21 protein-coding genes and 1 tRNA gene are annotated in these 22,771 nt (G+C 59.2%); 11 read left to right on the top strand and 11 right to left on the bottom strand.

What is annotated here, in order from left to right:
- Positions 1-228: 228 nt before the first annotated feature.
- Entirely contained in the window at positions 229-1,026 is a 798-nt protein-coding gene (locus NKI50_RS03725) for a TrmH family RNA methyltransferase (protein ID WP_023719270.1), read from the top strand.
- 137 nt (positions 1,027-1,163) lie between these two features.
- Here NKI50_RS03725 and NKI50_RS03720 read toward each other — a convergent pair whose 3' ends face one another.
- A complete protein-coding gene (locus tag NKI50_RS03720) occupies positions 1,164-2,327 on the bottom strand; it encodes a coiled-coil domain-containing protein (RefSeq protein ID WP_352715446.1) in 1,164 nt (387 codons plus the stop codon).
- 168 nt (positions 2,328-2,495) lie between these two features.
- Positions 2,496-3,032: a DUF1134 domain-containing protein gene (locus tag NKI50_RS03715; protein ID WP_245278600.1), complete on the bottom strand. Its 537-nt coding sequence runs from the start codon at positions 3,030-3,032 to the stop codon at positions 2,496-2,498.
- A 385-nt stretch (positions 3,033-3,417) separates the two neighbouring features.
- On the opposite strand from NKI50_RS03715, the gene chpT reads away from it, so the two are divergent.
- Positions 3,418-4,047 (top strand): histidine phosphotransferase ChpT, encoded by a 630-nt coding sequence (gene chpT / locus NKI50_RS03710; protein ID WP_023719273.1) that lies wholly within the window; start codon positions 3,418-3,420, stop codon positions 4,045-4,047.
- A 236-nt stretch (positions 4,048-4,283) separates the two neighbouring features.
- Positions 4,284-4,652 carry a response regulator gene (locus tag NKI50_RS03705; RefSeq protein ID WP_023719274.1) on the top strand — a complete coding sequence of 123 codons (369 nt, stop codon included), beginning with the start codon at positions 4,284-4,286 and terminating at the stop codon, positions 4,650-4,652.
- A gap of 89 nt (positions 4,653-4,741) precedes the next feature.
- Here NKI50_RS03705 and ctrA read toward each other — a convergent pair whose 3' ends face one another.
- A complete protein-coding gene (ctrA, locus tag NKI50_RS03700) occupies positions 4,742-5,437 on the bottom strand; it encodes a response regulator transcription factor CtrA (RefSeq protein WP_006203583.1) in 696 nt (231 codons plus the stop codon).
- 450 nt (positions 5,438-5,887) lie between these two features.
- On the opposite strand from ctrA, the gene NKI50_RS03695 reads away from it, so the two are divergent.
- Positions 5,888-6,265: a flagellar export protein FliJ gene (locus tag NKI50_RS03695; protein WP_023719275.1), complete on the top strand. Its 378-nt coding sequence runs from the start codon at positions 5,888-5,890 to the stop codon at positions 6,263-6,265.
- A 62-nt stretch (positions 6,266-6,327) separates the two neighbouring features.
- Here the strand turns inward: NKI50_RS03695 and NKI50_RS03690 are convergent, their stop codons facing one another.
- Positions 6,328-6,723 carry a winged helix-turn-helix transcriptional regulator gene (locus tag NKI50_RS03690; RefSeq protein WP_023719276.1) on the bottom strand — a complete coding sequence of 132 codons (396 nt, stop codon included), beginning with the start codon at positions 6,721-6,723 and terminating at the stop codon, positions 6,328-6,330.
- A gap of 94 nt (positions 6,724-6,817) precedes the next feature.
- Between NKI50_RS03690 and NKI50_RS03685 the strand changes: the two genes are divergently transcribed.
- Positions 6,818-7,744, top strand: coding sequence for an NADP-dependent oxidoreductase (locus NKI50_RS03685; protein WP_023719277.1), 927 nt, complete (start codon positions 6,818-6,820; stop codon positions 7,742-7,744).
- 57 nt (positions 7,745-7,801) lie between these two features.
- Here NKI50_RS03685 and sciP read toward each other — a convergent pair whose 3' ends face one another.
- Positions 7,802-8,077 carry a CtrA inhibitor SciP gene (gene sciP, locus NKI50_RS03680; protein WP_023679563.1) on the bottom strand — a complete coding sequence of 92 codons (276 nt, stop codon included), beginning with the start codon at positions 8,075-8,077 and terminating at the stop codon, positions 7,802-7,804.
- Between the two features lie 260 nt (positions 8,078-8,337).
- On the opposite strand from sciP, the gene mnmA reads away from it, so the two are divergent.
- Entirely contained in the window at positions 8,338-9,528 is a 1,191-nt protein-coding gene (gene mnmA, locus NKI50_RS03675) for a tRNA 2-thiouridine(34) synthase MnmA (protein ID WP_023719279.1), read from the top strand.
- A gap of 14 nt (positions 9,529-9,542) precedes the next feature.
- Here mnmA and NKI50_RS03670 read toward each other — a convergent pair whose 3' ends face one another.
- On the bottom strand, positions 9,543-10,502 hold the full coding sequence (locus NKI50_RS03670) for a Gfo/Idh/MocA family protein (RefSeq protein WP_352482033.1): 960 nt from the start codon (positions 10,500-10,502) through the stop codon (positions 9,543-9,545).
- A gap of 236 nt (positions 10,503-10,738) precedes the next feature.
- Between NKI50_RS03670 and NKI50_RS03665 the strand changes: the two genes are divergently transcribed.
- From NKI50_RS03665 to NKI50_RS03655, 3 genes are all read left to right on the top strand, one after another.
- Positions 10,739-10,815, top strand: a tRNA-Met gene (locus NKI50_RS03665).
- A gap of 101 nt (positions 10,816-10,916) precedes the next feature.
- A complete protein-coding gene (locus tag NKI50_RS03660; RefSeq protein WP_352715443.1) occupies positions 10,917-12,743 on the top strand; it encodes a site-specific integrase in 1,827 nt (608 codons plus the stop codon).
- 531 nt (positions 12,744-13,274) lie between these two features.
- Positions 13,275-14,186, top strand: a complete 912-nt coding sequence (locus NKI50_RS03655; RefSeq protein WP_352715440.1) for a hypothetical protein — start codon at positions 13,275-13,277, stop codon at positions 14,184-14,186.
- Positions 14,187-14,231: 45 nt separating this feature from the next.
- Here NKI50_RS03655 and NKI50_RS03650 read toward each other — a convergent pair whose 3' ends face one another.
- Complete coding sequence (locus tag NKI50_RS03650) at positions 14,232-14,567, bottom strand: helix-turn-helix domain-containing protein (protein ID WP_352715438.1); 336 nt, start codon at positions 14,565-14,567, stop codon at positions 14,232-14,234.
- A 132-nt stretch (positions 14,568-14,699) separates the two neighbouring features.
- Here NKI50_RS03650 and NKI50_RS03645 point away from each other — a divergent pair, with 132 nt between their 5' ends.
- The gene (locus NKI50_RS03645) at positions 14,700-15,431 is read left to right on the top strand and encodes a hypothetical protein (protein WP_352715435.1); all 732 of its coding nucleotides are present in this window, start codon (positions 14,700-14,702) and stop codon (positions 15,429-15,431) included.
- A 28-nt stretch (positions 15,432-15,459) separates the two neighbouring features.
- On the opposite strand, the gene NKI50_RS03640 is transcribed toward NKI50_RS03645, so the two are convergent.
- The gene (locus NKI50_RS03640; protein ID WP_352715432.1) at positions 15,460-15,753 is read right to left on the bottom strand and encodes a hypothetical protein; all 294 of its coding nucleotides are present in this window, start codon (positions 15,751-15,753) and stop codon (positions 15,460-15,462) included.
- 239 nt (positions 15,754-15,992) lie between these two features.
- Between NKI50_RS03640 and NKI50_RS03635 the strand changes: the two genes are divergently transcribed.
- Positions 15,993-16,556, top strand: coding sequence for a recombinase family protein (locus tag NKI50_RS03635; RefSeq protein WP_352715430.1), 564 nt, complete (start codon positions 15,993-15,995; stop codon positions 16,554-16,556).
- Positions 16,557-16,622: 66 nt separating this feature from the next.
- Here NKI50_RS03635 and NKI50_RS03630 read toward each other — a convergent pair whose 3' ends face one another.
- From NKI50_RS03630 to NKI50_RS03620, 3 genes are read right to left on the bottom strand one after another with little or no spacing between them, the layout of a single operon-like run.
- Positions 16,623-18,074, bottom strand: a complete 1,452-nt coding sequence (locus NKI50_RS03630) for a DUF8370 family protein (RefSeq protein WP_352715427.1) — start codon at positions 18,072-18,074, stop codon at positions 16,623-16,625.
- A gap of 15 nt (positions 18,075-18,089) precedes the next feature.
- Complete coding sequence (locus NKI50_RS03625; protein WP_352715424.1) at positions 18,090-19,013, bottom strand: HNH endonuclease; 924 nt, start codon at positions 19,011-19,013, stop codon at positions 18,090-18,092.
- Between the two features lie 30 nt (positions 19,014-19,043).
- Positions 19,044-22,646, bottom strand: a complete 3,603-nt coding sequence (locus NKI50_RS03620) for a class I SAM-dependent DNA methyltransferase (protein WP_352715421.1) — start codon at positions 22,644-22,646, stop codon at positions 19,044-19,046.
- Positions 22,647-22,771: the final 125 nt, after the last annotated feature.

The raw sequence follows: 22,771 nt of genomic DNA, 5'->3' as shown, positions 1-22,771 counted from the left end.
GATCGAAATTCTGAATTGAAGCGGCTTGGCCGAAGGGCTGTGCCGCGGGAATCAAGTATTTCTCGTCGTCGGGGGGGCTCGGCCCGGCGTCCAGTGATTGAGCTTGACCGTTCGAACGGCGTGCATCCATTTGGACGCTGAGATACGGTCCGAGCTTCGGATCCGGCATCATGCCTTCCGAAACCGAATCCCGATTCGCGGCCGATGCCATGGTCGGCCGAGGAAGCCATGAATCCGATCCGCATAGACGACCCGCAGGATCCCCGCGTCGCTGCCTATCTCGACATCCGGGAGCGAGATCTTGCCGGCCGGCAAGGCCGTTTCGTCGCCGAAGGCAAGGTGGTGCTCGACACGCTGCTCGCCGCCCGGCGCTTCGAGGCAGAATCGGTGCTGGTACTCGAAAACCGGCTGGCCGGCCTCGATGACGTCCTGCGCAAGGCGCCTGCCGGGCTCCCGATCTATGTCGCATCCAGCGAAATCATGGACAGGATCGCCGGATTCCACATGCATCGCGGCATATTGGCGATCGGCCGCAAAGGTGCGGCCATCTCCGCTGAGGCCTTGCTCGGCGCGCTGCCCGCCCGCGCGCTGATCGTTGTGCTGGTCGGCATCGCCAATCATGACAATATGGGCTCGATCTTCCGCAATGCCGCCGCCTTTGGCGCGGATGCCGTGCTTCTCGATCCGACCTGCTGCGATCCGCTGTACCGCAAGGCAATCCGCGTCTCGGTGGGCGCCGCCTTGAAAGTCCCCTTCGCCTCCTTTGCCGACGCCGCCGGCTGCATCGCCATACTCGACCAGCAAGGCTTCAGCCAATTCGCGTTGTCGCCGCACGGGCAAATCGACATTCGCGATGCCAAGAGAAACGAGCGGCTGGCTCTCTATCTCGGCACCGAGGGCGAAGGCCTGCCGGAAAGCCTGCTTGCTCGCCTGCAGACGCTGCGGATCGGTATGGCGCAGGATTTCGACAGCCTGAATGTCGCAGCGGCGTCAGCCATCGCACTTCATCATTTTTCCGGGGCCTGATGCATGTCGCGCAAAAGTGTGCAGCGGTTTTGCGGTAACGACATGCATCAAAACAAGAGCATAAAGCGCGTCGCATGAGGCCGGTCGAACACGACGCGCTTTAGAGCCGGGCGTCTCGCTCTTGCGCTTGCGGCGTCTCAGTTGGTCGATGCGGCCTTCTGCAGCGCCCGCACGCGATCGGCAAGGCTGCGTCCGCCGCTCTCCGGCCGCGCATCCTCAGGCGCTGCAAGCGCCTGGGCGATCGGCGAATCCGGGCCGTCGAGCTTGGCCGTCAAGGCGACGACTTGCGCTGCCAGATCGTTCATCTCTTCGCGCAATGCCGCGCTGGCGCTGCCGGTATCGTCTCCGGCGTGTGATTTCGATGTTTCGACGGCAGCAAGATCTGTCTTCAGCCTCCTGTTCTCGCGTGCCAGCGATGTCAGCCTGGCCTCCAGCCGCTCGCGGTCGGCATCGAGCTTGGCGCTTGCCTTTTCGATGTCGCCGTTGGCGGTCGCATTGACCTGGCTTCCTGGCATGCCGGCAAGGGCCGCCGCAGGCGGGCTTTCAGCGCCTTTCGCCCTTTCGCGAAGGCGCACCAGTTCCTTTTCGCGGCGCTCCAGCCTGTCCTCGCGATCGGCCAACGTGGCGAGCAGGCGTTCGACCTTCTTTTCCAAGTCGCCGGTTCTTTTCTTCTCGGCCTTCAGCGCGTCCCGCAAAACCTTGCTTTCGGCTGTCAATTCCTGGCTGCGCCTGTCCGCCTCCTTGCGCTGGCCGCGCAGCAGCGAAATGTCGCTTGCCAGCTTCTGCAGCTCGGATTCGCGCGCCACCAGCTCGATCTGCCGGCTGCTGGACGAAAAACTGGCGTCGTCATACATGTGCTCCAGTTTTCGCAGTTCGAGCCCGCGCTTTTCGAGCGCGCGCTCGGTCTCCGCAAGCCTCTCCGACAGCTGCTGCAGCTGCTCATCGCGCTTGCGAAGCTCCTCGCTCCTGGTTGTGAGGTCGGCGACGACCCGGTTCTTGTCCTGCCGCTCGGCCGTCAATTCCTTCAGGGCTTCGCGGTCGCGGCCGATCTCGACCAGCTGTTCGGCGGCTTTCTCGCGCAATGACTTGATGGTCATTTCGAGCCGGCGCGCCGAAACGGCGAACTCGGCGCGGACGCGATCCTTGTCCGCCTGGATCTCGGCCAGCGTCAGCGGCATCGAACCCTCGACGCGCCTGCGCGTCAGCGCCACCGCCCGCCGCCAGACGGCCGGGGCAATCATCAGCGCCAGAAAGCCCGCGCAGAGAAAGCCGAGGACAAAGAACAGGATCGACTGGACCAAGATGACTATCCGTTATGCATGGCCGGCCGTTATGGGCGGCAGGCAATGGTCAAAGTTCGACTTTGCCATCTTCGCATGACGGAAATCCGGCGCCGCGGCAAGGGTCTGCCGCGGCAAAGCTCAGACCGTGGGATCACAGGGCCAACCGCAGTGGCGCCATCGTGCAGGTCAGAACGGATTCCAGGTCGCGCGTTGGGTGAGCTTGAGGTAGCCGAGATTGACGCCAAGACGGGCGCCGACGCCGGTACGGATCGGCACGAGCAGCACATTGTTGTTCTTCAGCACGTTGAAACCGACGCCGGCGATGACATAGGCAGAGCCGGCGACGCCGCCAAAGCGGTTATAGAGGCTGCTCACATCGTCGAGATTGTAGACCAGCATCATCACGCGCGAGCCCTCGCCGCCGAAATCCCAGCCGAGCGACGGGCCTTGCCAGAACACTTTGTGATCGCCGGCATTCTTGGTGTAGAGCGTGCCTTCGCCATAGGTCAGGCCACCGATCAGCGCCCCGGACCCCTCTTCGCCGAGCAGATAGCCGTTCGGCAGGCCATAGGTGGCGAAAATCTTCTCGACGACCGTGGCCAGCCCACCCGATGTCGCGCCGAAGAATTTATGACCGGAATCAACGATCTCCTGGGCGGTGTACTCTTGCGCCCGCGCGGCCGATGTCGAAAAGGCGACAAGGCCGATGAGCGCGATCGTCATTGAGATGACACGGAAAAAAGTCCGGTCGTAAAATCGGGAAACCATGCTTCCAATCTCCGTCAGGGAGCACTTTCGCCGACGCCTCGCACCCGTACGGCTCTTTGGCGGCCGTTAAGGATGACTGTTAGGGGCAAACTATGCCGTAATCCTTTTTCAACCATTAAACTCTCACATGAACATGGCGGTTCGAAGGCTGTTTTCGCATGCCCGCGCAGCACCCAGGCTGCGTGAACACACCATTTTCGACAATGATAATTTTGGATTTGTTGCTGCACGCACAAGCGCTGTGTATTCACAATGCTTGGGAGAGAGGGTGATTCGTGTGGACAGGCGTGATCATGATCGCCCGGTCATTTTGTTGTGAAATTTGCAGGGATTTTTGCCGATGGCCGAGCTTTTCACCCTTTCCGCACCCGACCTGGCAGCGCTGCTGTGCAGCCGGGTCTGCCACGACATCATTTCGCCGGTCGGCGCCATAAACAACGGGCTTGAGCTGCTCGACGAAGGCGGCGCCGACGAAGACGCCATGAAGCTGATCCGCCAAAGCGCCAAAAACGCCTCCGCCCGCCTGCAATTCGCCCGCATCGCCTTCGGCGCCGCCGGTTCGGCCGGCATGCTGATCGACACCGGGGACGCCGAGGCCGTGGCCATCGCCTTCCTGAAGAACGAGAAGCCGGAACTGGTCTGGAACGGAACCCGCGCCCTATTGCCCAAGAACAAGGTCAAGCTGCTGCTCAACCTCATCCTCGTCGCCAACGCCGCCATTCCGCGCGGCGGCAGGCTGGTGGTCACGCTGGAGAACCTCGAGACCGAGCCGCGCTTTGCGCTCGCGGCGAGCGGCCCGATGCTGCGCGTGCCGCCCAAATTCCTGGAATTGCATTCCGGCCACAGACCGGAAGAGCCGATCGACGCGCATTCGGTGCAACCCTATTACACGCTGCTTTTGGCCCGCGAAGCCAACATGACGATATCGATCCATGCTACCGCCGACGAGATCGTCCTTTCCGTAGCCTGAAGTTCTCCAAAAGAGCGCGAAGTATTTCTCCAGGTCATATTTGCGGCACTGTCTTAACATCTGCGAGACGGGCTTGCGGATTGATTGGATGAAGCATTGCGAAAGAAGATTTCGCTTACAACACCTTCAGGAAAATTTTACCTAACGGCTTTTCGGCTTCTTTACCAGATCGGCCTATGTTCCCCGGCAGATGCCACGACGCTGCCGGTTCGCCGCATGGCAAAGAGGGTCCGGGAATGAAACGCTGCATGTTCGTCGACAATTCGAGCGTCATCAGGAAGGTTGCAAAGCGTATCCTGGGCGGCTCCGGCATGATGGTGATCGAAGCCGCCAGCGGCCATGAGGCGATCGAGATGTGCACTGCCGACATGCCGGACATCATCGTCGTCGACGGCGCCTTGCCGGACATGCAGGCGCAGGACCTCATCCGCCGCGTGCGCTCCATGGAAAGCCCGGTATTGCCGCAAGTTCTGATTTCGCTGGTCGAGGTCGACGTCGGGGCGATCATGCGGGCAAAACGCGCCGGCGCCCAGGGTTACCTGCTGAAGCCGTTCAACCGGCCGCAATTGCTCGAGTGCTTCCGCGCCTTGAAGATTGCCGCCTGATCAGGGGTCGTTCCATTCCGATGAAATCGGGATGAGGCTATATTGTTTTACTGTGTTCTTTTCCGAAAACCGGCATCCACTTTTCGGGATCAGGCGCTGACGCGGATATCTTCCGGCTCACGCAGCACATAGCCGCGGCCCCAGACGGTCTCGATGTAATTCTGCCCGCCCGATGCGGCGTCGAGCTTCTTGCGCAGCTTGCAGATGAAGACGTCGATGATCTTCAGCTCCGGTTCGTCCATGCCGCCATAGAGATGATTGAGGAACATTTCCTTGGTCAGCGTGGTACCCTTGCGCAGCGAGAGCAGCTCCAGCATCTGATATTCCTTGCCGGTCAGATGCACGCGCTGGCCACCGACTTCAACGGTCTTGGCATCGAGATTGACCACCAGGTCGCCGGTGGTGATGACCGACTGGGCATGGCCCTTGGAACGCCGCACGATGGCATGGATGCGGGCGACCAGTTCGTCCTTGTGGAAGGGCTTGGTCATGTAATCGTCGGCGCCGAAGCCAAGGCCGCGCACCTTGTCCTCGATACCGGCCATGCCGGAGAGGATGAGGATCGGCGTCTTCACCTTGGACAGGCGAAGTGTCCTCAAAACTTCATAACCCGACATGTCGGGGAGATTGAGATCGAGGAGAATGATGTCGTAATCGTAAAGCTTGCCTAGATCGACACCCTCTTCACCAAGGTCGGTCGTATAGACATTGAAACTTTCCGATTTCAGCATCAGCTCGATGCTTTGTGCGGTTGCACTGTCGTCTTCTATCAGCAGAACGCGCATTTCATTCCCCTTTTCTGCCGCCGGACCATTTCACGACCCGTCCAGGACCGGAGCAGTGATTGCCTGAGCAGAGGCTGCCATCGAATGGTTAATAAAACCTAATTCCCCGTCCATGACGGTATCAGATTTTTTAACCCCTTTCTACACCTTGTTGAATCCAATAATGAATCACAGACCCAAACCGTTAATGCAGCACATTAATAAGCCAGACTAAGTGACTCTTCGGACTCGTTGGCCGGGTTTCGCGACGAGTAGCAGAATTTTTACCCGCCCTTAAGTCCTGAGCCGTATGATTAACAATGCCCGTAAACGAATGGTTACCGCCGGCAAAAAACTTTAGGAGTTTGTTTCCCATAGTTCCGGGAAAGCCGGTGGAAACGGGTGAAGCCTGGGCCTTGCCGGGTGAATTGGACGATATGTGCAGGTGTGCGTTTCCGGGAGTACCGAATCATGAAGTCACGTGAAAACCTCGTTCGGCTGAAGCAATTTCAGGTGAGCGAGAAGCGGCGGCAGCTGCTGCAGCTCGACATGATGATCGCCGAGTTCGAGCGCATGGCCGTCGAGCTGGAACTTCAGATCGCGGCCGAAGAGAAGAAGGCCGGCATCACCGACATCAATCATTTTGCCTATCCGACCTTCGCCAAGGCGGCACGCCTGCGCCGCGACAACCTCAGAAATTCGCAAAGCGACCTCGCCCAGCAGCGAAATGTCGCCGAATCATTGCTGAGCGAAGCCGAAGCGGAGCTTTCCAAGGCCGAGATGCTCGAATCGCGCGACACCAAGGCGCGCGACACGGAAGCCGGCGGCCGCAGCGCCATGATCGGCTGAAAACAAGGCTTTAACGCGCGTCGCGCTTGAGCGCTATTGCTGTGCACCGAACGGTGCCGGCCTCAGGCATCCAGATCTTCTTGCTGTTCGGCCGCCCGCGCGCGGGCGTCCTTGATGTCGGGCACATGCTGCTCCGACCAGGCCCTGATCTGATTGAGCAGTCCTGCCAGGTTCTGGCCAAGTTCGGTCAGCTCGTATTCGACCCGCGGGGGAATGACCGGGAACACCTCGCGCCGCACCAGGCCGTCGCGTTCCAGGATACGCAGCGTCTGCGTCAGCATTTTCGGGGTGATGCCTTCGAGCTTGCGCGCCAATTCGCCGTTGCGGAGCCGGCCCCGGCGCAACGCACAAATCACCAGGTGGACCCATTTGCTGGCGAGCGTCTCAAGCACCGCGTGCGAGGGGCACGTCCGTCGGAACGCGTCATAACCGGAAGGGAAACAATCTTCGCTATCCATGAGGTGCGTATATATTAAAAAGGTACATACTAGACAAGAGAATATTACTATCCAAATGATAGTGGCATATCAAACCAGCAGGAGAGAGCCTCCCATGCGTGCCATTATCCAGAATTCCTTCGGCGCACCCAACGTCCTCGTCATTGCCGATCGTCCCGCGCCATCACCCGAGGCCGGCGAAGTGCTGGTCCGCATCGAGGCGGCCGGCATCAATCCGGTCGACGGCGCAGTGCGCGGCGGCCACTATCCGCTGCTTGGCGAGCCGCCCTTCATCCTTGGTTGGGACGTTTCGGGAACTGTCGAGGCGCTGGGCTCCGGCCTGTCCGGCCTTAAGGTCGGCGATGCCGTCTTTGGCATGTCGCGCTTTCCCAAACAGGCGGCAGCTTACGCCGAACTCGCCACTGTCCCGGCTGATGAGCTTGCGCCGAAACCTGAAGGCATAGACCACGCCCAAGCCGCCGCGCTGCCGCTGGCCGGCCTGACGGCCTGGCAAGGCCTTGTCCGCCATGGCCGGCTCAATCCTGGCCAGCGCGTGCTGATCCACGCCGGAGCCGGCGGCGTCGGCCATCTGGCGGTGCAGATCGCCAAGGCGCGCGGTGCTTACGTCGTCGCGACCGCCAGCCCGGAAAAGCTCGATTTCGTCCGCTCGCTCGGCGCCGACGAGGTGATCGACTACACAGAGGATGATTTCACCGGAAAGGCTCGCGACATCGATCTCGTTCTGGAGCCGTTCGGCGGCGAGCATGCGGAGCAATCGCTAAAAGTGCTCAAGGCCGGCGGTGTTCTGGTGTCGCTGCTCGATGTCAGCGATGCCACCAAGGCAAAGGCCAGGACGCAAGGCATCCGCGTCGAGCGCATGTCCGTGGTGCCCGACCGTGCCGCTCTGGTGGAACTCGGCAAATTGATCGACGCGAAAAAGCTGGCCGTCCACGTGGCAAAGGCGTTTCCGCTCGAACAGGCCGGTGCCGCCCATGCCTTTCTCGCCACCAGGCCGATCGGCAAGGTGGTGCTGACGGTCTGAAATCCCAGATCGTCGCTCCGGCAAACTTTAAGGGCGCGGATCAGCGCCCTTATCGGACTAATGCCGGTATTGCTGGATGCGCGTGGTGCGCAGCCCGGCAAGGCCGTATTCGTCGATCGACGCCTGCCAGGACAGGAATTCCTCGGTGGTGAGCTTGTAGCGCTGGCACGCCTCTTCCAGGCTCAAAAGCCCGCCACGCACCGCCGCCACCACTTCCGCCTTGCGCCGGATAACCCAGCGACGTGTGTTCGTCGGCGGCAGATCGGCGATGGTAAGTGGGCTGCCGTCAGGCCCGATAACGTATTTGACTCGCGGTCTAATTAGATCGGTCATCGTACTCTCTACAAAAAACTCAAAGACCCAATCCCCACCACATTACCGCCACAGCTTTAAAATTTGGCTAAGCAGACCCTAATGGATAGGTAAGGATCATGAACGCCGCGTTAGTCTTTTCATCGGCATTTGAGATATCTGCCGGCACGCGCATTGAACCCGGCTGGAAAAATGAGCCGGCCTGCAAAGCTGGCGCGGCCGGGACGCTTGACCTATATTCCGGCCATTGGCATTGAAGCGCCGCGCAGAACGAAAGAACCATGAACAGCCTCGATCTTCCCGGACGCCCCGAAAACACCCGTGTCGTCGTCGCCATGTCGGGCGGTGTCGATTCGTCGGTTGTTGCCGGTCTCTTAAAGCACGAGGGCTACGACGTCGTCGGCGTCACGCTGCAGCTTTACGACCACGGCGCGGCAACGCACCGGGCCGGCTCATGCTGCGCCGGCCAGGACATCGACGATGCCCGCCGCGTCTCCGAGACGCTCGCCATCCCGCATTACGTGCTCGATTACGAGGAGCGCTTCCGCAAGGCGGTGATTGACCCGTTCGCCGAGAGCTATGTCGCCGGCGAAACGCCGATCCCTTGCGTCTCCTGCAATCAGACGGTGAAATTCGCCGATCTTCTCGCGACCGCCAAGGAACTCGGCGCCGACGCGCTGGCCACCGGTCACTACATCCGTTCCGGCGCCAATGGCGCCCACCGCGCGCTTTACCGGCCGGTCGACGCCGACCGCGACCAGAGCTACTTCCTGTTCGCCACCACCCAGGCGCAGATCGACTATCTGCGTTTTCCGCTCGGCGGCCTGTCGAAGCCTGAGGTTCGCGCCATCGCCGAGGAGATGGGACTGACGGTCGCCGCCAAGCAGGACAGCCAGGACATCTGTTTCGTGCCGCAGGGCAAATATTCCGACATCATCGCCAAGCTGAAGCCGGCTGCCGCCAATCCGGGCGACATCGTCCATATAGACGGGCGCGTGCTTGGCCGCCACGAAGGCATTTTGCGCTACACCGTCGGTCAGCGCCGCGGCATCGGCATCGCCTCCGGCGAGCCGCTCTACGTCGTCCATCTCGACGCCGACCGGGCCCGCGTCGTCGTCGGCCCGCGCGAGGCGCTGGAAACCCACAAGATCTTCTTGCGCAACATGAACTGGCTGGGCGATGGCCCGCTGACCGAGATCCTGGCGGCCGGGCTCGAGCTTTTCGCCAAGGTGCGCTCGACGCGGCCGCCGCGCCCGGCCGTGCTGCATCACCGCGCGGGCGTCACTTCGGTGGAGCTGGTCGACGGCGAGTCCGGCATCGCGCCCGGTCAGGCCTGCGTGCTCTATTCCGACGACGGCAACGAGGCGCGCGTGTTCGGCGGCGGCTTCATCGAGCGCTCCGAGCGCGGCGCCGAAGCCGAGGCGATGCTGACGCGGCTTGCCGTCCAGCCGGCGCGGGTTCCCGCCGAATAGACGGCGTTTTTCGCTTAGGGCCTGGTGTGGGCGACGGTGCCGGCGGTCAGGATGCGCAGCACTCGGATGGCTTCCTCGCCGCTGGTGCGCGGTTCGGCCCGCGTCTCGATGCAGTGGATGAAATGCTCCAGCTCGCGCGTCAGCGGCATGCCCTCGCCGACCGCCACATAGGACGGCTCGTTGGCGGTGAACGCCCATTGGCCGCTGTCCTGCCACACCGCGTGGCGGTAGACGGCAAGCTTGCGCTCCCACGGCTCGACATCGTCGAACACCGCCATCGCCTTGGTGCCGACCACGGTCAGCCGCCGTTCGCGGTAAGGGTTGAGCCGCGAGGCGAACAGATGGCCGCGCAGGCCGTTGGGAAAGCGCATGTGCAGATGCGCAAAGTCGCTGAGATTGTCGAGAAGGGCAGCGCCTTCGCCGCGCACCTCGACCGGCTCGGTGCCGGTGATGGCGAGGATCATCGACAGATCGTGCGGCGCCAGATCCCACAACGCATCGTTTTCGGTGTGGAACTTGCCGAGGCCGAGCCGGTGCGAATGGATGTAGCGGACCTCGCCGAGCTCGCCATTGTCGATCAGCGCCTTCAGCGTCTCGAATGCGGGATGGAAGCGCAGCACATGGCCGACCATGAAGACACGGCCATTGTCGGCGGCAGCCTGCACCGAGCGCTCGGCGTCGGGCACCGTCAGCGCGATCGGCTTCTCCACCAGCACGTCCTTGCCGCCGAGCACGGCGCGCACCGCCATGTCGGCATGGAACTGCGGCGGCAGCGCCATGACAATGGCGTCGACATCGTCGCGGGCAAACAGCGCCTCCGGCTCGATCGCCAGGCAATCCTGCTCGCTGGCAAAACCTTCCGCACGCGCAGGGTTGACGTCCGAAACCGCGTGCAGCGCGCCGAGCGCCTTGAGGGTGCGGATGTGGTTGCTTCCCCAGTATCCGCAACCCAGGACTGCAATGCGCGGTTTCATCAATTTCTGACCATGGCTTTCGTGGGCGAGACATAGCGACGTGCCTCGCCGAACTCAACCCCGGCCTGTGCGCCCAAATGTCTGCCCGGCAAAGCTTTAGGCGCCAGCAATATGCCGGCGCGGCAGCCACTTCGATGCTTGACAGGCTTGGCCTCGCAACCTTATATCCGCGCGACCTTGGCGAACGCGCCGATATGCCTGCCGATTTAAGCTGGATTTCGGGCCTTCGCCGCCCTGGCGGGGTAGCTCAGTTGGTTAGAGCACGGGAATCATAATCCTGGGGTCGGGGGTTCAAGTCCCTCTCCCGCTACCAGCCCCTCCCTAAGGGGTTGATAATTCAGCAAGCCGCTGGTTTTGAACGTCTTTTCGCTCGCAGTTGGTACCTTTCTTTGGTACCTTTTCGGGATGGAAGACATGGCGAAAATTCGTTATTTGGTTGGTAAGCCAGGCGACCAGAAGTTCAAGCGCAACATTCCGGCGCGATTGCATTCCGTGGCGGGCAAGACCGCTTTCGTGGAACGAGTGCATAGCAAAGGAGCTGCTGAGATCAGGAGGCAGGGCAACCTGTTCGCTCTGAGGACCGATGGTGAATTGCAAAAGTTCAAAGCGCTAGCATCAACTGCTGGTCGCCCTTCTGAAGCTGAGAACGAACTCAACCTGAGCTTAACGAATGCGCGCCAGATCGCGCTCTCCTACTTTTTGGAACGACACCAGGCTAATCTGCTTCGGGGTGACTACTTCGCACTTCAAGACGATCCTGATTTCGCCGATCTGTTATCTGATGCGGGAGAAGCCGCTTCCGTGGCGCTGCGTGTGGCATCCGGGGCTGAGGTCACCACCGATCCGAAGGCGCTGGAACTGCTCGTCAGACACGGCATTGTATCCCGTTCCCAGGCTGATCAACTTTCACCAGACAGGTGGCCAAGCAGCCTCGGACGCCACAAGACGTTTCAACTTCTTTGTCGTCTCATAGAACGAGCCGATCTAGAACTCGCCAATCGAAGATACCTTTCTTTGAACCTGGGTACACTGGCTCCGATCCGAGACGATTTCTTTGCCAATGCCGAGAGTGCACCGTCCCAGCCGCTGCCAGCTAGCGACATGGCAATCACCAAGACGATCGCCGATCTGAAGGAACTTTTCCTCGGGACGAAGACCGAGGTCACTCGATCACGGTCATCTCAATACCGCATCCCATTCCGTGTCCTGGAGGAGCAGATTGGCGCGCTCCCGTTGGGCGATATCGATCGTGATAGGTGCCGTGAGCTGATGGACTTTCTTCCAAAGGTTCCCTCACATGCGGCTCAACACTATCCGAATTTAACGCTTGAGAAGGCTGCTGAACTGTTTCGCGTTAAGACAGGCGCGTACGCCGACCGGCATGCTGAAGCCCAGAAACACGTTGCCATCCTGAAAAGCGCCTTCGACCTCGCCAAGCAGGAAGGCTGGATCGCTAAGAACCCGTGGGACGGCATAAAGGTGGCCATGCCCCGCATCAAAAAGTTCATAGCAAAGGGGAACACCTATGAACCGTTCAGCGTCTCCGACCTGAACAAGCTGTTTTCACTTCCGCTGTTTGTAAGTTGCATCGACGACGAAAACGGCTGTCACACCCCAGGACCGAACCTGCCCATGCGCCATCGCTACTGGGCTCCAATCTTGGCCCTCTGGACCGGCATGCGAATGAACGAGATCTTGCAGTTGGAGAAGGCAGACATCCGTCGGTCAATCGACAACATTCCGTTCATTCAAGTGACGGACCAAGAGCACGGAGACTACAGTGGAACGGGCTTTGAGAAGCGCCTCAAGACCGGCAATGCCGTTCGTAACATTCCACTGCATCACCAGCTGATTGCCATGGGCTTTCTTCGCTGGGTTGACGGCTCAGCGCACGACAGATTGTTCCCTGAGGCTCTCGCTAGAAAGGGCGAAAAGCCGTCCGATGTCTATTCCAAGAGGTTCGCCAGCAATGCCAAGTTCGCGGGAGTGTGGAAGTCTCGGCGGCGCGTATTCCATAGCTTTCGAAACAACTTCAACGACGCCCTTCGCAACGCGTCGGTCGACCGTGAACTTCGCGACGCGATCAACGGATGGAGTGCACAGGCCAGTATGGACAGCCGCTATGGCCAGGGGCAGACGATCAAGCGCCTGCATGACGCCGTCGAGCGCGTCCAGTATGAGGGACTGGATCTGGACCATCTCGTCGCAAACGCTGCCCGGATCGGCGGTACAGGTAGCTGACGACAAGTCAGTCTTTCGAAAGACTGGCACGCTACGATGCCACATTGGCAACAGGCGTCACAGCGTTTCTACATGGTATACCCCATTCTGGCTAACATCATCGGAAGCGTGTCTGATGACACCGAGTTTCTCATCGATGCCGCACGACATGATAAGATTGAAATAGGGTGGAGCGGTCTCCGGCTCCTGGGGAACGATCTTGATGGCAGGGTACTCGTAGAAACACTCTCTGGCAGAGGGGACTACGCGGTCCCTGTCGTATTCGCAGAAGAGGGCCCGTCGTTCAACGCAGCTCAAAGCCCGCTGGGCTATCGAAACAGCGTTAAGCTATTATCCAGCGCGAACACTCATTACAGGACGCCCCCTGGACTATCGCTCTTAGGGGGCACATTGCTCTTGCGTAGGACAAGACCAGATTACGGACCTACCGTGTTCCAAATCAGCGCTGATCTGTCGCTCAACCCCACAAGGTTTGTGCGCCACCATCACATCGATAGCGCCCTCATCCGGAGTTTAAGAGGCGGTCAGCCATTGGATCTGACGGCCCGATCTCTGCTGACACGGGATCTTCGTCAGAATTCAGACGGTGAACACATTCTCGACAACAATGACAACTGCATTGTTGAGCGCAGAAAGCTCCGCATGCTGAGCCCTTCGATCTACAGAGCTCATGAGGGCGCGTATATCCGCAAAGCATTCGAATTCCTAAATTCGCGGATCGAAGAAGTCTCACAGTCTGTCCTACACGCATCGCTAAGAGGTCAGCCGACGTACAACCTGTCTTCGGTTGAGACCTACTGGGAGCGGGCTTCTGATGATCCCCATAGCTATATGCGCGCTCTCGCCGACCGTGAGCTGATGAGAGGGTCCGCTTTCAAAATGATGTCGTACGGGCCACCGACTTCGCATTCAAGACGCGGCAACAGCTTGGTTGTGACCAAGCCTTTGATAAAGGGTGTCACCCTGGTCGTGTATGCCAAGACAAGCGCGCGCATTCGCTTCGAAGTACGGCACAATCTCAGCACGCACTCATCCCACATCGGCGGCACCCATACATCTGAAGACCTGAACCAAATCATCTCTTGGCTTGAACAGACAACCACCCATGCGGCCGAGCAGCTCAACAAGCAGAGACAGTACCTAATCCCAGCGAGATCTCGCCCGTTTCGTTTGAGTGATGCGGCAGACTTCTTCGAGGCCTTTGCAACCTGGGAAGGTGACGCTGGCACGAAGGAGCGCGTCATGAGCTTGATCATCTCGCTCGGCAGCTATGCGGGTATCAGTGGACCGGATGCAGGCTTGATCGAGCATCTCGTGAGAAGAGGCGTGCTAACCTCAAGTTCATGGGGCGCTAGAAGCGTTCATTCAAGATTTTCTGGGGTGATCAATCAACTGCGACACTCTCCTGCCATGGGGGGCTCAACGCAACCCGGACGACCATGAACCCGGGTACAGAGTGAAGATTATGCAAGTCATTAAGGGCGGGCGTTACTGCTTTTTTTGCAGAAGTGCATTTAACATAACCAGGGCCAGCGCCAAGTCCTTGTCGTCTAGCTGCTTCAGCATGTCTCTGCCGACAGCCAACTGATCTTCTCCGTCATCGGTTGATGCGACAGGCAAATCGTCAAACAGTTCGTTGATGGTTGCACCCAGTGCCTCGGCCAACTTCTCAACCGTCTCTGCGTTAGGCCAGTTAACGCCACGCTCAATCAGCGAAATTGTGTCAACGGCCCTCTCGGCCCGGAAGGCCAAGGCGTCTTGCGTCAAGCCACGCTGTCGGCGCAACGACTTGATCCGATTTCCAAAAGCTTCTTTCAAACCCATGCACGTATCATGGAGGCGGTTTTACGTGCGATGAACCGACCATAGATACGTCAAACATTTGATTTCCGTACTGAAAATCGGTACATTGAGATAAATCCGGGCTGGCAGTCCGGCTCATTCGGGGGCTGACATATGACGCTGAAACTGAGCTTCGGGATGGCGCTTGTTGCTGCGAACTTGGTCGGCGTCTCACAGGCGGCCACTGCGCTAGGCGCTGCGCCCCCTCCAGGATACTGCGACACGATCCAGCAGTATGACGTAATCAGGAGCCAGGCGAACAAGCAGTTCGCCGAAGACGGTTCCGACGGCAAGTGGGATAAGCGCCGGGCTTGGATCGAAAAGCGCGTCAAAAAGGTCGACGACAAACTGACCAAAGCGTTGGGCGTATCACGCGACGATTGGACCGTCGCGGCTGCAGAGAACCAATGGGGCAGCGTATGTGAAGGCAAGGCGAGTGGGCTGGTCGAAATCAAATCGGAAGGCGTGTCGAATGTTACCGACGGCCAGGTCGACAGAGTGCGGGATGCAATCGAGCTCGAATACCTCGCACGACTGCGCTCAGGGCACGACGCTTTCTTCGACCCGGACAAATACAGCGTGGTGAGTTGTCGAAAGGCGGAAGTCGACGGCTACCGCTTCGTTGGGTGTAAGATGAAGGCATTCACCGCCGAGACGGATCCAGATGTATATCTGGTCGGCCAGCAAGGCGGCACTGCGATTGCCATACCATACGATGGTGAGGCCAAGGCGCGAGTTGGCGGCGCCTCGACGCTTGCCTCTGGGGAAGAGACAGTGCCGATAGGGACCTATATCGGACACTTGCCCCTTGTCGAATACACGAAAATCCGAGACCAGGTCGACTAGCGGATCAATCTCGCGCTACCTGCGCAGTTCAAACGTCTTTTCGGCCTACCGCGATACGGGCTTCTTCGCGCCTCAATGCAGCCTTTGCCCTAGTCGCTACGGCGTCGAGCTCGTCTTTGAGCATTTGAATGTTGGTGTCTACCTCGCCTTCGGTCCGGCACTCGTTGATTACTGCGGGTGCACCGTTGTCGGCTGTCGAATGCCACCTAAGAAATATCTGCACAGTCGGCATCTCTAGAGAAATCATTTCGGGGTTTAAGTCGACGGAACCGTCGCGAACGATGCCTGTCAGTTGGAAATCAAACTTCCCCGTTGTCGTCATCTCATTGCCTCGCCAACTCGTCGCGACGGCAACAATATACGATGCAGCAAGCGTTGTTTAGCCGGGCGACCTTCTGAACCTAGATGATGTTCCCTGCCGTGACGTACTCATTCCCAGTCTCATTGGAGCTCGCGCATGTGAGACGCTCGCCACGTTGAATTTCAGCGTCTCACATACATATGGATTGACTTTTGAGACAATTGTCTCATAATGTCCAAGATCTTAATGGAGCAAATGCGATGCTTGTAGGTTATGCGAGAACATCTACGGCTGAACAGGAGGCCGGGCTCCTGGCGCAACAGCGGGATTTGCGAGACGCTAAAGTGGAAAAGCTTTTTTCAGAGCAGGTCTCCTCGGTAAGCCATCGCAAAGAGCTGGAAGCATCGCTCGACTTTTTACGTGACGGCGACACGCTGGTTGTGACGAAGATAGATCGCCTTGCCCGCTCGACTTCTCACCTCCTCGCCATCGTGGACCGGCTTGAGGAGAAGAAGGTCGGCCTTAGAATTTTGGATTTCGGCGGCGCGTCTGTGGACACCAAGTCACCCAGCGGCAAGTTGATGCTGACTATGTTCGCTGCAATGGCTCAATTTGAACGAGAGATGATGCTGGAGCGCCAGCGCGAGGGGATAGCTAAGGCGAAGTTAGATGGGAAATACAAAGGAAGGAAGCCGACAGCGCGGGCGAAGAGCGAGGAAGTCTCCAAACTTCATATGGATGGAGTAGGTCCAACCGAAATTGCGAAGCGCCTTAGTATGGGGCGAGCATCGGTTTATCGGATATTAGAGGAAGGTCGCCAATGAACCCGGGTATACATGCCTATTGCCGGTTCCGTGTCGCTGTGTAGCATCGTGAGGCTGGTGTTCCGATCAGAGCTTGCTAGCTGAGGGCTTCCGAGTTCCGTCTACAAGCTTGATCGGCCTGATAGGCTTGCCTTGCATTGCCAAGATATTCCGCTCGGCAAAAAGGTTGTCGAGCTTTTCACCCATATGCCCTACATCAACCACTAGATAGTAGGCGGCGGCGGCCTCCTCGGCCGTGGCGTAAGTATGTAACTGTCTCGTGTATCCGACTACCAGCTTGCCGTTGGTTGAAAGCTTGATTTCCACCAACACGCGGGTATTGAAGCCCGAGGAGACCTTGAAGTCTACCGGGCCATTGCCGGTGTCGGCTTCGGGCGTAAGGTCCAAGTTGTTAGCCTTACAAAATGCGTGAGCCACAACAAAAAACAGGCGCTGCGCAGCCTTCTCAGGCCGGGGCTTTCCGGTATGGTAAAGCTCTTCGGACAGCCGCCGGTCTTCAATGAGGTGCCGGAAATTCTCGATAATCTGCTCAACCACGGACGAGACGGTCTTGGCAGTCCATGTTTCGGGGGCCGCGACCTTGGCGATGTCTGCTGCGTTTAAGTTGTCGATTAGCTTCTTCCAGAACACCTCGCCAGCAGGATCGCCGCCAAAGTCATAGCCCTTCAATGGAACCTCTCGAAGAAGCTCAAGAAGGTTGTCGAAAGCGGACTTGTCTGAAAGTGCCCAATTGCGAATTGCTTCCTTGTCCTTCTTTGACCTCGCAGCCCAAACCCCTGCGATCTCGCGATTGACATCTGCACGCAGCGCAGAGTTCTTGGAAGCCGCATCACTGACGCTGTCCCAATCAGATGCGACTGGCAGATCGCGAAGCACGGTCTGGGGGACGAGTAGAATTGGAGAGCTGTCACGCTCGGAGGGATTGGCCGGCAGATCGCCAGAGAATTGCTCGCCGTTACCAAGCCGGAAAGTCAACTTTGCGGTGGGCACTAAAAATCGATCACAGGCCCTGTTTGTATATTCGATTAATTGCGCCATTATGATCTTTGATGTCATATCGCTAATCCTGTCCGGACCAATTCCTTCCTCGATGAGCGCCATAGCGACGAAGAGATCAGGGTCGGTAACGCCGAGTTCAATTATCTCCCTTGCGGTTCGGACCAGGTTGTCGGTTTGCATGCGTCCACCACCACTTCCGCGAATTGTCGAGCCGCCATATCCCAGACATGTGAACCTGACCTCAGGAAACTGAAGCATACGTTCCGCAGCTTTCCATGGGGCATCACCTTGCCGATTTGAGCCTCCGATCAGCTTTATGACCGTCTCGAAATAGCTCGTGAACGCGATCCTCGCATCGTGCGCAAATGTTTGATCTGCCGCGTCTTTGAGCAGCATTGGGTCAATGAAAAGTTTGGTATCGGCGTTTAGAACGGGATCAAAAGCACCAAACTCAGCCAGCTTTGCCGCCTCGATACCAAAGTGGCTCGAAAACAAAAGCGGATTACGAAGTCTCCCCATAGGCCGTTCTCCCCGTCATCCTAGGTATCTGCTCTCATTGTGCCATCGCAGGGCGTCAGCATCGGGCCGCTGGCTTTGAGCGACGGGCAAGGCAATCTCCGACCCATGCAGTTCATAGTAGTGCCGTCCGTTCTCAAACTCCTCCCGGATACGGCTGCTTACCTCGAAGCGATGGTCGGGCGTCACGGTCACATAACCTGCGTCAAAGAGGCTATGAACGTCCCGCCGCATGAGGATGCCGTTGCTCGGAGAATGCTCCCCACCATCTGCGTAGGGGCGAATGTGAGCGGCATCCAAGGCCGGCAGCGTGCGCTCTCTCGTGATGGCGCACCGTCTGCCGTAAAGGTCCGTCACTAACAGCCGGAAAGCGCCCTGACCGAGCCGTGGTCGGATCAGTGTTGGCACTCCAAAGCGGGCCTGTTGTTCCAAGAAACCAGGGCTGTCACGCTCCCCGGCTATCGCGTTCTGAGCGGCCTCCCAGAGCGCCATTCCCTCCGGCACATCGGTGCCATACCCACGAAGGGATACGATGTTTGGAGACCATGATGCCGGAGGTGAAAACCAGCGGCTCTCAGGCAGGAAGAAGGGCTGTGTGAGAATGCGGCACCCGATCTCCAGCGGCCCAACGGTGGCGGGGTTCACCTTGCGATAGCGCATGATGCGGGATCGCATCTCAGCGAGGCTAGTGACGCCATTTGCCGTGCCGAATGCTTCCCACGCGAGAGCCAAGGGCATGATGGTCGAGGAAGCGAAGACGCCACCACCGACGATCATGTTGTTTGGCGCGTGGAGCTTGAAAAGAAACAACTCGCCTGGTTGCAAAGCACGGAACGCTTTCGGCGATGGCGACCAGAAATTTACCTCCGCAAGATCGGGCTGGCGACGTAGCTGGTGGAACCAGCCATCATCAGTCACTGCCACCACGATCCTAACGGCCACGCTGCCTCCCCCTTCGCTACCTACCCGTTACTACCTTGGCAGGAAGTACCTCCGTTGCCCCTCGTGTTCCCCGGTTCGGGCAAGGCCCGTCGCGACTAGCGTCTCCAGAACCTCCTCGATCCGGTCGCGACGCTTGGCTGTGTTCTTGCCGTCGAACACGGTGGCGAGGGCGTCGGGGGGCGTTGGGGCCGGAGCCTTGGCTAGGAGATCGCGAACCAGTCTGATCTGTTCTAGCCCGTCCGTCGGCCACTTCGGGCGCTCGGCAAGGTCGGGCATTTCGATATCGAGGACGCCGACGTGCTCGCCCTTCGCCTTCGGAGCCTTCACGCCCAGCTTCGGTCTCTGGTAGTCGGGACGGAGCCAACGGATCAGACCCCGCTTCTCCTCCGCAGCCCGCTCCTGATTGAGCGCGACCAGCCGCGTGAGCAGGTCTTCCTCTGCCTGCTCCTGCGCTTCGGATTTGTGCAGTGATGGCAGGGTCGCACCGGGCTTTCCGACCAGCGCCGGGATCAAGTCTCCCCAGCCGTAGGCCGTGAGCACGGCGCGGTCAATGTCGTCATGGATTTCTTTGAGCACAGAGATCAACCCAGCCTGATGCGCGTCTCGTTCGGCGTCCGTTAGCGGCGGCACATCGCAACCGTTCTCCAGTTCGCGCAGGCGCTCCAGCGCGTTGTAGAGGCCGGTCATGGTGAGTAAGCCGTACTGAGCCAGCCGCGCCTTTCGGAAGGCGTCAAGGCGTTCGCCTAGTTCACGGAGCCGCTCCTGCTGGGCAAACATCGGATCGCCGTGCGCGAGACTTGGATCGACCGCCAGCGGAAATGGAAACGGAGCGAACGTCTGTGTGTGTTGGTAGACAGGATCGTCTCCCACTCCCTGCCTGCCGCCTTTGACAATGGCAAAACCAACATGGACGCGGGAGCAGGCAACTGCCAGTAGTTCGGCTTGGCCCGAAGAGATGACCCTTATTTTCTGATCGGCCAACATGTCAGAAGCGACAAATGAGAAGGTCCTATGTTTGGCAGTTTCTGTCGTCGCTATGAACCTTGGGAGTGCCCGAACTGCATCCCGAAGGTCCAGAGCTGGCTCAGCGAACAACCACCACCTATCTCGACGGACCTTGCGATTGTTAGTCAGCCGCTCGGGTCGCACGTGCTCGTAAAGATGCGAATATGCGCGTGGGAACCAACTACGGACTTCGTCCATCGAAAGGCCCAAGAAGTCGATTGCGAAAACTCCACGCGGTCGCCGCGTCAAGTCAGCACCATTCAAGTAAGGTCGAATTCGATGTGGATGTGCGTGACTGCCTTCCTGTCGAAGTTCTGCTGCGAGCTTTGGACTTATCCAGAAGCCCTTGCCGTAAGGCATCATTCCTTTGTGACCCATATATGCGTTTGCAACCAAGGGCCTGCTCGCGGACAAATCAGCCCCAACTGTCAGATTGGCGCGCAATGACCCTTCGCGTGTCTCCAAGATCACTTGAGGCGTGTCGGTGTTCAGGCCTGCCTCCGATACTACCTCGGCCAGCACGCCCTCACGCTCGCTCTTCACGGCCACCGTCATGGCGATCCGAACGGCTGCCTTGTCTGACGCCTTCATCCACGGGTGGTTCGGCACCGCGAAAACCAACGACAGAGGCTCCTTGGCGGCCATGTAGCGCTCGACGACACGTCGGGAGAAAGTCTGGGTGATAGAGTTCGTAGTGATAAAGCCGAAGCGTCTCAGGGAGTTCGCCTGACCTTTCACCGGCTTGGCGACCAGACGCTCGGCAGCTTCATTCCAAAAGTGCATGACGAAATCCGCACCACCCGGCACATGGGGTCGCGCCGCCCAACAGGCTTGCGCGTATCCGTCGCCCAGCTCGGCTCGCATGTCCTTGCCACCGATGAAGGGCGGGTTGCCGACGATGAATTCGACCTCCGGCCACAGCGCTCGCTTTGGGTTCACATAGGAGTAGAGAGGCACCTGAGCATCGGGATCGGGGATTTCCTCGCCTGTAATCGGGTGCAGCTTTTTCGTCACGCCATCCCAGCGCGACAGTGGACGCCCACTTCCATCGCGCAGCAACTCCTGCCGATCATATGTGATGACCGCGTCCTGCTTCTTGATCGTGCCGTAGGCGTGCAGGATCGGTTCCGTGATCGACCCGAGACCCGAAGTCTTGAGCTGCCACTTCAGATAGCCGATCCACAGCACGAGGTCGGCAATAGGCACGGCACGCGGGTTCAACTCCAGGCCGTAAAACTGACGCGGGTTTACCGTCTCGCCCTCCATCGTGAAGCGACCCTGCTCCTCGCCCAGATGGTCTAGAGCTTCCAAGACCTCGCCTTCCAACCGCTTCATCAACTCAAGACTGACATAGAGAAAGTTGCCCGTACCACATGCCGGGTCTAGCACTCGCGTAGTGCACAGCATGTGATGGTAAGCCTTTACGGCCGCCAGCGCCCCAGCATGGTCGCCCTTGTCGCGAAGGTCCTTCACCTGCCCTTGGACCAGCTCCCAATCGGCGCGGAGCGGCTCGATGATCGTCGGCACGACTAGACGCTCGACGTAGGCGCGGGGCGTGTAGTGGGCGCCCAGCTTGGCGCGTTCGCGAGGGTCAAGCGCCCGCTCCAGCAACGTGCCGAAGATGGCAGGCTCGACATCCGACCAGTCTTTGCCTGCGGCGATCCACAGCTCGTTGATGTCGTCACGGTCGAGAGGCAGCGCAGACCGCTTCTTGAACAGCGAACCGTTGAACTTTTTCAGTGTCGAGTTCAGATGCGGGGCATAGCCGCCGCTGTCCATCACTGCCCACAAGCTCTCCAGTGCCGCTACGAAATGTTCGGGCGTGTCTTTCATCTGCCCTAGGAGCTTGTGAAAGCCCTTCTCGGGGATGAGCTTCACGTCCTCAGCGAACATAGTGAACAGGCACCGCATCAGGAACTCGGCCACGTCCTTAGGATCGTGCTTGCCCTCCAGACGCCTGGCGATCTTGGCGAGGCGCTCCGCTATGTCCCGCGTCACTTCCGCCGAAATGCGGGTTGGGTCCAGCGATAAGGGGTCAGTCCAAATCGCACGCAGCCGCGCCTGCACCTTGGCGCCCCAAAGGTCGTCCATGACGATGCGGTAGGACTGGCGGTCTGGGAAGTGAGCATAGTTCTTTCCCTGTCCGGAAAAGTCGGCATAGACCTCGATCACATGCCCGACATCGACCACGAGGAGGAACGGTGGATAGCCGTGCTCGACCGGTAGGGCGCGGGCATAGTCCTCAGCCTGCTTGCGAGCGGCCAACATCACCTGATCCCAGCCGCGGGTGCCTCGCTTGGCCTGACCCGGCTTGCGCTGTGTCGCGTCTTCCGGGATCAGCAGGAGTTGACTGAGGTCGACCTTCGCAGCTTGACGCTTGCCAGACTGCTTGGCTTCTAAAATGAAACATCCGCGTCGATAGCAATCGATCCGTCCAGCAGAGCGCGTCCCATCGGGGTGCTTGAAATCCACGCGGCGCTCGAACACATAGTCGTTGCGCTCGTTTTGTTCCTGCGCCATAGCCGGGCGGTCGAGGCCCAACGCCTCGCACAGGCCGAGGATGAACAGCTGATAGTTGGCCAGCTCCGATCCGCCCGACGCCTTCGCTTCGGTGATCAGTGCTTCCATCTTTCCATTTGCAGTCGTTTCCCCCATGGCGGCAAACTACTCAGGTTCGACGAGATCACAACAGGAAATCGATAGCCTCGCCAATCAAGGATCAGCAGGGCGACTGGGCTTGGCTGTCCGACCTT

It is taken from the genome of Mesorhizobium sp. M0563, from assembly GCF_040321065.1.
Classification (GTDB): domain Bacteria; phylum Pseudomonadota; class Alphaproteobacteria; order Rhizobiales; family Rhizobiaceae; genus Mesorhizobium.
This window is presented reverse-complemented; position numbering and strand designations above follow the sequence as displayed.

Coding starts and splice junctions, on each gene's coding strand:
- NKI50_RS03725 (WP_023719270.1), top strand. CDS start 229: ATGAATCCGATCCGCATAGACGACCCGCAGGATCCCCGCGTCGCTGCC.
- NKI50_RS03715 (WP_245278600.1), bottom strand. CDS start 3,032: ATGACGATCGCGCTCATCGGCCTTGTCGCCTTTTCGACATCGGCCGCG.
- chpT (WP_023719273.1), top strand. CDS start 3,418: ATGGCCGAGCTTTTCACCCTTTCCGCACCCGACCTGGCAGCGCTGCTG.
- NKI50_RS03705 (WP_023719274.1), top strand. CDS start 4,284: ATGAAACGCTGCATGTTCGTCGACAATTCGAGCGTCATCAGGAAGGTT.
- ctrA (WP_006203583.1), bottom strand. CDS start 5,437: ATGCGCGTTCTGCTGATAGAAGACGACAGTGCAACCGCACAAAGCATC.
- NKI50_RS03695 (WP_023719275.1), top strand. CDS start 5,888: ATGAAGTCACGTGAAAACCTCGTTCGGCTGAAGCAATTTCAGGTGAGC.
- NKI50_RS03690 (WP_023719276.1), bottom strand. CDS start 6,723: ATGGATAGCGAAGATTGTTTCCCTTCCGGTTATGACGCGTTCCGACGG.
- NKI50_RS03685 (WP_023719277.1), top strand. CDS start 6,818: ATGCGTGCCATTATCCAGAATTCCTTCGGCGCACCCAACGTCCTCGTC.
- sciP (WP_023679563.1), bottom strand. CDS start 8,077: ATGACCGATCTAATTAGACCGCGAGTCAAATACGTTATCGGGCCTGAC.
- mnmA (WP_023719279.1), top strand. CDS start 8,338: ATGAACAGCCTCGATCTTCCCGGACGCCCCGAAAACACCCGTGTCGTC.
- NKI50_RS03670 (WP_352482033.1), bottom strand. CDS start 10,502: ATGAAACCGCGCATTGCAGTCCTGGGTTGCGGATACTGGGGAAGCAAC.
- NKI50_RS03660 (WP_352715443.1), top strand. CDS start 10,917: ATGGCGAAAATTCGTTATTTGGTTGGTAAGCCAGGCGACCAGAAGTTC.
- NKI50_RS03650 (WP_352715438.1), bottom strand. CDS start 14,567: ATGGGTTTGAAAGAAGCTTTTGGAAATCGGATCAAGTCGTTGCGCCGA.
- NKI50_RS03645 (WP_352715435.1), top strand. CDS start 14,700: ATGACGCTGAAACTGAGCTTCGGGATGGCGCTTGTTGCTGCGAACTTG.
- NKI50_RS03640 (WP_352715432.1), bottom strand. CDS start 15,753: ATGACGACAACGGGGAAGTTTGATTTCCAACTGACAGGCATCGTTCGC.
- NKI50_RS03635 (WP_352715430.1), top strand. CDS start 15,993: ATGCTTGTAGGTTATGCGAGAACATCTACGGCTGAACAGGAGGCCGGG.
- NKI50_RS03630 (WP_352715427.1), bottom strand. CDS start 18,074: ATGGGGAGACTTCGTAATCCGCTTTTGTTTTCGAGCCACTTTGGTATC.
- NKI50_RS03620 (WP_352715421.1), bottom strand. CDS start 22,646: ATGGAAGCACTGATCACCGAAGCGAAGGCGTCGGGCGGATCGGAGCTG.